Raw genomic sequence first — 11,108 nt, forward strand, 5'->3', positions numbered from 1 at the left:
CACATCGTTCGCTTACCTTTTGCCTTCGGCAAACAGGCAAGCAGAGCGCGCGTTCGCGCGCCGCGCCCATCACCGGCCGTGCAGCGCCACCAGGCCCGCCTGCGCGGCGGCGCAGTCGGTCAGGCATTCAAGGGGCGCCCCCTGCTCCGCCAGTGCCGTCGCGTAACCCGCCGCCAGCGCGCCGCCACCGATCTGCACGATAGGCTGGCCCAGCCAGTAGGGCCGCGCGGCGGCGATCTCGGCGCCGATCAGGTGGCCCAGTGCGGCTTCGGTATCGTTTGACAGATCGGCCTGAGCCAGATGCGCGGCCAGGCGTTCGGGACGTGTCATCGTATCGCCGAGCGCCACGGTGCTGGGGCTGGCCGCGTCGGCGCCCAGCAGTTGCGCCAAGCGCGGGGTAAGGAAGCTTGCGAAGCTGACCACCTCGCCCGCGCTGACGTGCACCCAGTGGGTGACATCGGTCCCGGGCAACAGACACACCCCGTCCCATTGCGGCCGGGTAGCCAGCACCCCGGCCAGCCGCAGGCACGCGGTGGCGGGCAACAGCCCCGGCGGCGCGGCTTGCGTGAGCGGTGACAGCGCGCCGGTGTCAGGCAGCACCTGTGCGGGCACTGCGCGCGCGGGCGGCGCGGCGCGGTCACTGACCACCAATGCGGGCGTGTCCGGCGTTTTCGCCCTGATCGCGGCCGCATCGTCGCCATGCACCTCGGTGCAGGGCGTGCCGCCGGCGTCAAAGCCCCAGCCGCGTGCGCCTTTCGCGGCCTCCTCTATCCCGATCCATGCGATATCCGTCATTGGTCGCCGCGTTTAGGCCACCGGGGCGGGGCGGTCAATCACGCCACCCGTCCCCCGTGGCGCGGGCTGAGCGCGCGGATCGCATCGTATTGCGACAGGAACACCGTCCCGGTCAGATCATCGAGGAAATGGCAGCGCTTGAGCCTGTCCATCACCGGGCCCTTGACCTCGGACAGGTGCAGGGTGATGCCCATGTCGTGCAGGCGTCGGTTGATCTCTTCCAGGCTTTCCAGCGCCGACATGTCGATCTCGTTCACCGCCGAGCACATCAGGACGACATTGCGGACCGATTCGTCGCCTGCGACGCGGTCATAGATGTAATCCTCAAGGAAGCGCGCATTGGCGAAATAAAGGCTCTCGTCGATCCGCAAGGTCACCAGCGACGGGTCGGTTTCGACCTCGTGGCGCAGGATGTTGCGGAAATGCTGGGTGCCGGGGACGAGCCCGACCTCGGCGACGTGGGGGCGCGACGTCTTGTAGAGGAACAAGCCGACCGAGAGGATGACGCCGGCCGACACGCCCGCCTCGACGCCGAACCCCAGGGTCAGCACGATGGTTGCGGCGACGGCGGCGAAATCGACGTGCGAGTAACCCCAGGTGCGCCGCAGAATCGAAAAATCGACCAGGCTGAGCACCGCGACGATGATCGTCGCCGCCAGCGTCGCCTTGGGCAGGAAATAGAGCAGCGGCGTCAGCAGCAGCGCCGCCAGCAGGATGCCGATGGCGGTGAACGCCCCGGCGGCCGGCGTTTCCGCCCCGGCGTCGAAATTGACGACCGAGCGGGCGAACCCGCCGGTAACCGGGTAGCCGCCGGTAACGCTGGCCGCGATGTTGGCGGTGCCGAGGCCCACAAGCTCCTGGTCGGGAACGATGCGCTGGCGTTTCTTGGCCGCAAGCGTTTGCGCGACCGACACCGATTCGACGAACCCGATGATCGAAATCAGCAGCGCCGAGACGAACAGCGACGACCACAGATCGGCATCAAAAGCGGGTAGCGTCAGAGGCGGCAATCCCATCGGCACCTCGCCGACGATGGCGACGCCATGGCGATGAAGGCCAAGCGCCCAGACCAGCAGCGTGGTGACCGCCACCGCGGCCACCGGGCCGGCCTTGGTCAGGACATCGGCGCTGCGGGCGCCGAGCCCTGCCCGCAGCAGCAGCGGTTTGAGCCCCTTGCGCACCCAGAACAGGAACCCTGTCGCGGCGACCCCGATCATGGCCGTGATCGGGGTCATCTGGCCGATGTTCTCGAACAGAGACCCCAGCAGCATCGGCAGGGTGTGGCCGTGTGCCTCGACCCCGAGGATGTGCTTGAGCTGGCTGGTGGCGATCAGAATCCCCGAGGCGGTGATGAACCCGGCGATCACCGGATGGCTGAGGAAATTGGCGACGAAGCCAAGCCGCAAGAGCCCCAGAACCGTCAGGATCAGTCCCGAGATCAGCGCCAGCGTACCTGCTGCCACGGCGATTTGCGCCGGTTCGGTCAGGCCGAGGTTGGCGACCGCCGCCGCCGTCATCAGCGACACCACCGCCACCGGCCCCACCGCCAGAGCGCGGCTGGTGCCGAACATCGCATAGGCCACCAGCGGCAGGATCGAGGCATAGAGCCCCATTTCCGCCGGCAGCCCCGCAAGCAGAGCATAGGCCAGCGATTGCGGGATCAGCATGATCGTCACGATCACCGCGGCCAGGGTGTCCGACGCCAGGGTGTCGCGATCATAGTCTCGTGCCCATTGCAGGATCGGGAGGTACCGCGCCAGGCGCGCGCGGGTCGTCGGGGGCGGTGTCATGTCCGTGTCCTCGGCAGGTGGCAATGGCGGCGGGATGATGGCGGCGGTTCGGGATGGTGCCGTTTCGCGGTTAGCCGGCCTTGACCCTTTCGGGCTTGGCCAGCCATTCACGACCGCGCAGCATCGCTTTCCAGTAGACGGGCGGCAGGATCTGTTCCTTGAGCAGCCATGCCGCGCGCGTCGGTTTGGTGCCGTCGATCACCCATTTGGGAAAGCTGGGCAGCAGTGCGCCGCCGTAGCCGAACTCGGCCAGCACGATCTTGCCACGCTCCACCGTCAGCGGGCAAGAGCCGTAGCCGTTGTAGATCGCGGTGGGGGATCTGCCGTCGATGTCGTCGGCGACGTTCTGGGCTACCACCGGAGCCTGGACACGGGCCGCCGCGGCGGTCTTGGCGTTGGGGGCGTTCATGACGTCGCCGAGGCTCCAGATGTTATCGTAGCGCGCGTGGCGCAACGTGGACTGGTCCACGTCCACCCACCCGGCAGCAGCGTCGGCCAGCGGCGAGACGCGGATGAAATCGGGCGCCGTCTGCGGCGGGCAGACATGCATCATGTCGAACTCGACGGTGACGGTTTCAGGCGCGCTCTCGGGCTTTTTGACCTCGAACGTCGCGGTTTTCGCCGGGCCGTCGACCGCGACGAGGTTGTGGAAGAAATCCAGCGAAACGCCGTATTTCTCGACGTATTTCTCCAATGCGGGAACGTAGTCCTTGATCCCGAACAGCACGCCGCCGGCGTTCATGAAGTGAATGTCGATATCGCCCAGCACGCCCTCGCGGTGCCAATGGTCGCCCGACAGGTACATCGCCTTTTGCGGGGCGCCGGCGCACTTGATCGGCATCGGCGGCTGGGTGAACAGCGCCCGGCCCCTTTTCAGGCCCTTGACCAGTTCCCAGGTATAGGGGGCGAGGTCATAGCGGTAGTTCGAGGTCACGCCGTTGCGGCCCAATGTCTCGACCAATCCCTCGACCGCGTGCCAGTCGAGCTTGAGCCCCGGACAGACGATCAGGCGGTCGTATTTCACCACCCGGCAACCGTCGAGCACCACCGCGTTGTTGTCGGGCTCGAACGCCGCGACGGCGGACTTGATCCAGTGCACGTCCTTCGGGATCAGGCTGCCCATCGTGCGGGCTGTGGTCTGTGCCTCGAAGATACCGCCGCCGACCATCGTCCAACCCGGCTGGTAGTAGTGCACATCGGCCGGGTCGAGAATGGCGATGTCGAGGTCAGGTTTGCGCGCCCGCAAGCTGGAGGCGACGGCGATGCCCGCAGCACCACCGCCGACAATTACCACGTCGAAGGTGGCATCGCCGGTATCAGTGGGTGTTTTACCGCCATTGGCGATGCGGCGGGCAACACCGGCCATGTCGTAGCCCGCGGCTTGGGTCGCGGCCAGGATTTCGGGCACCGGGCGGCCCTCCGCCGCGGCCGCGAGCGACCAAAGCGTGGCCGAGCGTGTGCCGCTGCGGCAATAGGCCAGGGCCGGACCGGGCAGGTCGCGTAGCGCGGCACCGAATGCGTCAGCATCTTCGTTTGATACCTTACCCGTCTGTACCGGAAGGTAGCGCGCCTCAAGTCCCGCGTCGCGGGCTGCGGCAGCGATTTCCTCGAAGGTGGGCTGGTCGGCGCCCTCGCCATCGGGCCGGTTGCAGATGATTGCGCGATAGCCCTGGCTGGCCAGGTCTGCGACATCGCTGGCGGAAATCTGCGGGGCGACGGCAAGCGCGTCGGAAATTTTCTTGGGGTCCATGCGCATCCTTTCAGGGTCACGGTGATGTTGGGTCGGGCATGCGCGATCATGGCGTTCGCGGGACAGGATGGAATGCCCGTGAACGTATTAGCTAGTTTGAATATGAAAATCAACCCGCGACCTTGCAGGCAACGAACAAGGTCGCTGCCGGTATCTGCGCCGCCGGCGGTGCCCCCAGCACCTTCAGAGGATTATTACGGGCGAGGAGAAATCCGCGCCGGGGCGAATCAGGCCCAGCGGCCCAAGGCACACAGGAGTGCGGTGAAATCATCCGCATCCGCCGTCGCGCCGAGGCGCACGAGCCTGATACCGGGAACTGCCGTGGCCGTCGGCGCGCCCGTTGCCGGGCAGCACATGCGGCGAAGCGGGTCGCCCGCCACAGGGTCCGAGGGCACGCCATGCGCCGTGACAACCGGCGGTGCAGCGAACGCGGCAGGAAAGGCCCAGTCGGGCGCCGCTGCGGTGCGGTAAGGATCGGCCCAGCTACCCGATCCGACGGCGGTGATGGCGCCCAGGTCGACCGCGTGGGTGCAGATCTGCGTCCCGTCGGCGAAGCGCACGTAGTCGCCATTCGCGTTGCTGGCGCGCTCGATCACCGCGCCGGTAGGCTTGCCGCCCGCCTGCGCGACCGTGCCGAGCAGGTTGCCGGGGCCGTAGCCCCAGTCGGTGCGCATCAGCCGGCCCGGCGTGGTGTCATCGGCACTTTGCTGCACGGAGGCGCCGCCAACCGCACCCGAGGTCGCATCGAAATGCATCGCCTCTTGCCAGGTGACGCCGTCCGGGCTGATCTTGATGGTGAAATCGTCGCTGCCGGAAAGGCCCATTTCAGCACGCCCCGACCATCCCGACTGGAACAGCAGGCTGGCGGTGTCGCCGGCGCTCGCCTTGTTGACCTTCACCAGGTGGCCTGCGCCATCATGGCTGAACAGGCTGGCCTGCGCCGCGACCGCCAGGCGGTTGACCGCGTCGCTGGTGGTGGCGATACCCACCCCCGGCAGGTTGTCGAGGTTGCGCGGCGGGTCGACCCATTGCGCGCCGTCGAAGATAAGGGCGGCCGTTTCGGCCATGACATAGGCGCACCAGCCCGGGCTCGGTGCCAGGAACAGCCACCCACCATTGACAAGAACCGCGACCTTGTCGTCCTGGCCGTCCCAGGCTGCGGTCGCCCCGGCGGCAACGATGTGGCGCGCGCCCTCGGCCGGCGTGTCGGGGGGAACCGTGCGCGTGCGGTCCTCGACGGCGAGCTGCGTCAGCGCATCCAGCCGCGCGATCGCCTCGTTGTGGGTGACGTGTTTCTGCGCCTGCGCCGGCAGGATGTAGGGCAGCTCCAGAAGGGGCGTGGCATCGGGCATCTCGGGATCTCCGCAATGGTGTCGGCTGCCGCAGAGCCTTGGCAGAAGCGGTTAATTCCTTCCGACACCACCGCGCGGTGGCCCGCCGACCCGCTCCGGTCGCGCGGAACGGTTGTCTTGCGGTGGGGGGGAGCGCGCCGAAGGCAGGGCCGCTGTGGGTTGCCCTTGGGCATCGTTCGGTGATGCCCGTCGCGCGATTTTCCGTGATCGCGGCTTTTCATCCCGGCCGCATGGGATAGCTTGCCTTCTTGAAGGATAGGCGATGCTGCTCGAAATCAACAACCTCACCAAGTCGTTTGCCGGGCCGGAAGGCCGGATTCCCGTTCTGCGGGGGGTCGATCTGTCGCTCGGGGCCGGTGACACAATGGCGCTGACCGGCGAGTCCGGTTCGGGCAAGAGCACGCTTCTGCATCTGGTCGGCGGGCTCGACCGGGCCGATGGTGGCAGCATCAGGTTGGATGGCCAGGAGGTTACCGCACTGGACGACCGGGCACGCGCCGCGTTGCGGCGTGGCACCGTGGGCATCGTGTTCCAGCAGTTCAACCTGATCCCGTCGCTCAGTGTCGCGGCCAATATCGCCTTCCAGGCGCGCCTGTCGGGGCGTCACGATCCGGCGCAGGCGGCCCGGTTGACCGCGGCGCTTGGCCTGACGGCGCAGCTAAAGAAGTACCCCGAACAGCTTTCGGGTGGCCAACAACAGCGGGTCGCGATCGCCCGTACACTCGCCGCGCGGCCGCAGTTGGTGCTGGCGGACGAACCCACCGGCAACCTTGACGAGGCGACGGCGGCGGCGGTTTTGGACCAGATGCTTGAATTGGTGACCGAGACCGGCGCCGCGCTGATGATGGTGACTCATTCGCCGGGGCTGGCAGGGCGCATGCAGCGGCGGTCGCACCTGAGCCAGGGGCGGTTGGCATGACCGGGGCCGGCCTGTCCGCCCTGTGGTCGTACTGGCGGCGAAACCCTTTGCAGCTTTTCACGCTGGTGGCAGGTCTGGCGCTGGCCACGGCGCTGTGGTCGGGGGTGCAGGCGGTCAATTCCGAGGCACGCGCCAGCTATGACGCCGCGGCGGCGCTGCTCGGCGAGGGGCGGTTCGACCAAGTGCTGCCACGCGCGGGCGATACCATCGAGCAGCAGACCTACGTGGCGCTGCGCCGCGCCGGGTGGCAGGCCGGGCCGGTACTGGAAGGGACGTTGATGGCCGGGGGCAGATCGGTGCGCATCGTGGGGATCGACCCGCTGACCGCGCCCGGCGGTGTGGGGCCGATCACGCGGGGCGGCGACGCGCCGCTGCAATCCTTTCTGAACGAGGGCGTTGTGTACGCGCATCCCGAGGTTGCGGATGCGCTGGCCGGCGCCCTGCCGCAGCGCGTGGTGCCCGATCCGGGCCTTGCTCCCGGTACGGCGATCACCGATATCGGCATGGCGCAACGGGTACTGGGCCGACCCGGTGCGCTGAGCCGGCTGATCCTGTCCGATATCCAGCCCCTGAACCGCCCACCGCTGGCCGAGATCGCGCCGGGTCTTGTCGTGCAGCCCGCACAGCGGGGCGCGGATATCGCCCGGTTGACCGACAGTTTTCACCTCAACCTCACGGCTTTCGGGCTTCTCAGTTTTGCGGTGGGCATCTTCATCGTGCACGGCGCCATCGGCCTGGCCTTCGAGCAGCGCCGCGCCATGGTGCGCACGCTGCGCACGCTGGGCATGCCACTGCGGCGACTGATGGTGCTTATGGCGATCGAGCTTGCGGTGATCGCCCTGATCGCCGGGGGCCTCGGCGTGGTGCTGGGTTATGCACTGGCAGCGAGCCTGTTGCCCGACGTGGCGGCCACGCTGGAGGGGCTCTACGGCGCGCAGGTCTCGGGCGTGTTGCATCTTCAGCCCGCCTGGTGGCTTTCCAGCCTGGCGATAGCGCTGTTGGGCACGTTCCTGGCGGCAGCCGGCGCGCTATGGCGCATCGCGCACATGCCGGTGCTGGCCAGCGGCGGTGCGCGTGCCTGGGCGATGGAGGCCGGCCGGCGCCGTGGGATGCAGGCGTTGGCAGCACTCGCGCTGCTGCTTGGTGCCGTGGCGTTCGTGACGCTGGGGCACGGCCTTGTCGCGGGGTTCGCCAGCCTCGCCTGCATGTTGCTTGGCGCCGCGCTTGCGTTGCCGTTGGTGCTCGACGCTGCGCTGGCCACCGGGCAGCGATTTGCAAAGAGCGCGCGTTGGGAATGGTTCTGGGCCGACACGCGGCAGCAATTGCCGGGGCTCAGCCTTGCATTGATGGCGTTGCTGCTGGCGATGGCGGCGAATGTCGGTGTCTCGACAATGGTGTCGAGTTTCCGGCTGACCTTCGCAGGCTTTCTTGATCAGCGCCTGGTCGCGGAGCTTTACGTGACCGCCGACACCACCGATCAGGCCGCGGCGCTCGAAACTTTTGCGGCGCGGCGTGCAGATGCGGTGCTGCCGATGCTGTCGGCCGAGATGCGGCTGGCGGGGCGCGGGGCGGAAATCCGCGGCGTGCGCGTCGGGCCAAGCTATTCGGATCACTGGACCTTTATCGCGCGCGAGGGCGCGGTGTGGGGTCGCGTGGCGCGGGGCGAGGCGGTGATCGTGAACGAACAACTCGCCCGCCGGGCCAATCTGTGGCCCGGCGACACCCTGGCAATCGTACCCGGGCAGGAGTTGCCGATCGCCGGCGTGGTCGGCGATTACGGCAACCCGATCGGGCAGGCGGTGATCGGCGAGGCGCTGTTTCGAAACCTCTTCCCGCAGGAAACGGCCACGCGGTTCGGCCTGCGCAGGGATGATGCGAACGCGCTGCGGCTGGCGCTGGTCGATGATTTCGGTCTCGATCCGGGGCAGATCCGCGACCAGGCGTCGGTCAAGTCGTTCTCGATGGATGTGTTCGAGCGCACATTCACGGTGACAGGTGCGCTGAACGTACTGACGCTCGCCGTGGCCGGGTTCGCCATCTTGATGAGTCTTCTGACGCTGGCCGCCATGCGCGTGCCGCAGCTTGCGCCCGTCTGGGCGCTGGGGCTGACGCGGCGCGAGCTGGGCCGGCTCGAACTGCTGCGCGCGGTCATACTTGCCGCGCTGACGCTGGCGGTGGCGCTGCCGTTGGGCCTTGCGCTGGCCTGGGAACTGCTGGCCGTGGTCAATGTCGAGGCGTTCGGCTGGCGCCTCCCGATGTTCCTGTTTCCCGCCGATTACGCGAAACTGGGGCTGTTCGCCCTGATCGCGGCACTTCTTGCTGCACTATTGCCCGCGCGGCGGATGGCCCGGATGCCGCCTTCGGAACTGCTCAAGGTGTTTGCGAATGAAGGTTGAAAAGTATCTGATCTGGCTCCTCATGGTGCTACCCCTCCCGGTGCTTGCGCAGGGCTTTGCCGGCATGGGCACCAAGGCCGAGGGTTTTGCCATGCCCCGCCCGGACCCCACGTTCAATTTCCCGGCCGATCACGGCCCACATCCCGATTACCGGATCGAGTGGTGGTACCTGACCGCCAACCTGGAAGGCCCCGACGGCACGCCCTACGGGCTGCAATGGACGCTTTTCCGCTCTGCCCTCGCTCCGGGCGAGGCGTCGGGGTGGGACAGCCCGCAGATCTGGTTCGGTCACGCCGCCGTCACCACGTCCGGGATGCATTACAGCGCCGAACGTTTCGCCCGAGGCGGGATCGGCCAGGCGGGAGTGACGCCCGCGCCGTTCGATGCCTGGATCGACGATTGGCGCATGGCCGGCGACGCCTTCGAGGATCTGACCCTGACGGCCACCGGCGCCGCGTTCGCCTATGACATGAAGCTGCAAGCGCAGGGTCCGCTGGTACTTCATGGTCAGGATGGCTATTCGGTCAAATCGGCACACGGACAGGCCAGCTACTACTATTCGCAGCCGTTTTTCACCATCTCGGGCACGCTGACCCTGCCTGACGGCCCGGTCGAGGTCACCGGATCGGCGTGGCTGGATCGGGAATGGTCCTCGCAGCCGCTTGCCGGGGATCAAACCGGGTGGGACTGGTTCTCTCTGTCTTTCGATACCGGCGACAAGCTGATGGGCTTTCGACTGCGCCAGAGCGACGGTGAGGTGTTCACCTCGGGCACATGGATCGCGCCGGACGGGGCCACCACCGCGCTCGGGGACGACGCGCTGTCGGTCCGCCCGCTCGCGACGACGCAGGTCGCAAGCCGCGAGGTGCCGACGCGGTGGCGCGTGCTGGTGCGGGAACAGAATCTCGACGTAACCGCCCAGGCGATCAACCCGAATGCATGGATGGACACAACCGTTCCCTACTGGGAAGGTCCGGTTCGAATCGACGGCACCCATACGGGCCAGGGTTTCCTGGAAATGACAGGCTACGAGTGACTCGGCCACCGCCCCTGCAGGCCCCGGATCGAGGTTTCACCGGCAATGAGGGTATGAATGGTGCCCAGGAGAGAATTCTGGGCGGCGGAGATGCGATTTCCGCCGACCAGAAAAAGCTCCCACTTCTTCGACACTTGGAGCCTGAACGGGTCGGAAAACCGAGAAAGACCCGCGGCTCCGTTGTGTGGCAAATTGTGGAGCACTTATTCAATGAACATATCCAATTGCGTCGACGGCGTCGAGCGCCGCGGGAATGTCTACTACCTCCGCTGGCGGGTTTCTGCGGAGTTCCGCGACGTGGAATCCCGGATCGAGATCAACCAATCGCTGAAGACCCGCGATGAAGCAGAGGCGAGGGCTGCCGCCTTCCTGAAAAAGAATGCGCTTCGGAAGGTCTGGAAAACTCGCCTACTGAATGAAAACCAGGGTCCGTCCATCGAGGCCTTCGAAGCTGCGGTGGCGTTGCTCGACGAATTCCAGCTACCCTACATCCCTATCGAGGGTCTTCTAACGAAACCGCTTGAGGAATTGGTTTCCCGGATCGAGAAGCTCTCCAAGGTCCCCAATGATTCTCCAATCATCCCCGCCGCGCTCGGGGTCTGCGAAGGCCCCCATGTAAAGATCCGCGACATGCCAAAGATCATGGAAGAGCGGTGGGAACACAAGCTGCGCGGTAAACATCGTGATCAGAAGCGGCAGTGGCGCAATCGCTACAAACACGCTGCGCGGATCTTCGAACTGGTCGTGTCCAACAAGAATGTCCATGAGATCAGTGAAGAGGACGCGCGTCGTTACCACGCGCACTGGCAGGAGCGAGTTGATGCTGGCAGCATCTCAGACGGTCAAGCCATCAAACGGATGCGGTATCTACGACAGATGATAGCCGAGTACCACAAGCTGGCAGGAACACTCCCAAGTTAGACATTCAATCGTAAGCGCCAGCTGGGCCCCACGGGCTTTTCAGCTTGACGGCTGGAAGTTCCAAGGGAGGAGTTCGTCGATCCGGTTTTTCGGATGGCCGGCGGCGATGGCCTCGAGGGTGGCCTTGAGATAGGCGAAGGGCTCGACGC

Annotated in this window: 9 protein-coding genes; 4 read left to right on the forward strand and 5 right to left on the reverse strand. The window is 66.6% G+C overall.

What is annotated here, in order from left to right:
- Positions 1 to 69: 69 nt before the first annotated feature.
- From Q0L89_RS04150 to Q0L89_RS04165, 4 genes are all read right to left on the reverse strand, one after another.
- On the reverse strand, positions 70 to 795 hold the full coding sequence (locus tag Q0L89_RS04150; RefSeq protein ID WP_296762773.1) for a 2-dehydro-3-deoxygalactonokinase: 726 nt from the start codon (positions 793 to 795) through the stop codon (positions 70 to 72).
- Between the two features lie 38 nt (positions 796 to 833).
- The gene (gene sulP / locus Q0L89_RS04155; protein ID WP_296762775.1) at positions 834 to 2,585 is read right to left on the reverse strand and encodes a SulP family inorganic anion transporter; all 1,752 of its coding nucleotides are present in this window, start codon (positions 2,583 to 2,585) and stop codon (positions 834 to 836) included.
- 70 nt (positions 2,586 to 2,655) lie between these two features.
- The gene (locus tag Q0L89_RS04160) at positions 2,656 to 4,335 is read right to left on the reverse strand and encodes a bifunctional protein tyrosine phosphatase family protein/NAD(P)/FAD-dependent oxidoreductase (RefSeq protein ID WP_296762777.1); all 1,680 of its coding nucleotides are present in this window, start codon (positions 4,333 to 4,335) and stop codon (positions 2,656 to 2,658) included.
- A gap of 227 nt (positions 4,336 to 4,562) precedes the next feature.
- Positions 4,563 to 5,687, reverse strand: a complete 1,125-nt coding sequence (locus tag Q0L89_RS04165) for a DUF2793 domain-containing protein (protein WP_296762779.1) — start codon at positions 5,685 to 5,687, stop codon at positions 4,563 to 4,565.
- Between the two features lie 262 nt (positions 5,688 to 5,949).
- Here Q0L89_RS04165 and Q0L89_RS04170 point away from each other — a divergent pair, with 262 nt between their 5' ends.
- The 4 genes from Q0L89_RS04170 to Q0L89_RS04185 all read left to right on the forward strand — a co-directional run bounded on the left by Q0L89_RS04170 (position 5,950) and on the right by Q0L89_RS04185 (position 10,959).
- Positions 5,950 to 6,606 carry an ABC transporter ATP-binding protein gene (locus tag Q0L89_RS04170; protein ID WP_296762781.1) on the forward strand — a complete coding sequence of 219 codons (657 nt, stop codon included), beginning with the start codon at positions 5,950 to 5,952 and terminating at the stop codon, positions 6,604 to 6,606.
- On the forward strand, positions 6,603 to 9,002 hold the full coding sequence (locus tag Q0L89_RS04175; protein ID WP_296762782.1) for an ABC transporter permease: 2,400 nt from the start codon (positions 6,603 to 6,605) through the stop codon (positions 9,000 to 9,002). Before Q0L89_RS04170 ends, Q0L89_RS04175 begins: the two co-directional genes overlap by 4 nt.
- Positions 8,992 to 10,038, forward strand: a complete 1,047-nt coding sequence (locus Q0L89_RS04180; protein ID WP_296762784.1) for a lipocalin-like domain-containing protein — start codon at positions 8,992 to 8,994, stop codon at positions 10,036 to 10,038. The genes Q0L89_RS04175 and Q0L89_RS04180 overlap by 11 nt, the downstream gene beginning before the upstream one ends.
- 210 nt (positions 10,039 to 10,248) lie before the next feature.
- Complete coding sequence (locus tag Q0L89_RS04185) at positions 10,249 to 10,959, forward strand: DUF6538 domain-containing protein (protein ID WP_296762786.1); 711 nt, start codon at positions 10,249 to 10,251, stop codon at positions 10,957 to 10,959.
- A 39-nt stretch (positions 10,960 to 10,998) separates the two neighbouring features.
- Here the strand turns inward: Q0L89_RS04185 and Q0L89_RS04190 are convergent.
- On the reverse strand, positions 10,999 to 11,108 hold a 110-nt coding region (locus Q0L89_RS04190; RefSeq protein ID WP_296762787.1), incomplete at its 5' end, for a transposase domain-containing protein.

The sequence above is a fragment of the Sediminimonas sp. genome (assembly GCF_024637375.1).
Classification (GTDB): domain Bacteria; phylum Pseudomonadota; class Alphaproteobacteria; order Rhodobacterales; family Rhodobacteraceae; genus Sediminimonas.

Coding starts and splice junctions, on each gene's coding strand:
- Q0L89_RS04150 (WP_296762773.1), bottom strand. CDS start 795: ATGACGGATATCGCATGGATCGGGATAGAGGAGGCCGCGAAAGGCGCA.
- sulP (WP_296762775.1), bottom strand. CDS start 2,585: ATGACACCGCCCCCGACGACCCGCGCGCGCCTGGCGCGGTACCTCCCG.
- Q0L89_RS04160 (WP_296762777.1), bottom strand. CDS start 4,335: ATGGACCCCAAGAAAATTTCCGACGCGCTTGCCGTCGCCCCGCAGATT.
- Q0L89_RS04165 (WP_296762779.1), bottom strand. CDS start 5,687: ATGCCCGATGCCACGCCCCTTCTGGAGCTGCCCTACATCCTGCCGGCG.
- Q0L89_RS04170 (WP_296762781.1), top strand. CDS start 5,950: ATGCTGCTCGAAATCAACAACCTCACCAAGTCGTTTGCCGGGCCGGAA.
- Q0L89_RS04175 (WP_296762782.1), top strand. CDS start 6,603: ATGACCGGGGCCGGCCTGTCCGCCCTGTGGTCGTACTGGCGGCGAAAC.
- Q0L89_RS04180 (WP_296762784.1), top strand. CDS start 8,992: ATGAAGGTTGAAAAGTATCTGATCTGGCTCCTCATGGTGCTACCCCTC.
- Q0L89_RS04185 (WP_296762786.1), top strand. CDS start 10,249: ATGAACATATCCAATTGCGTCGACGGCGTCGAGCGCCGCGGGAATGTC.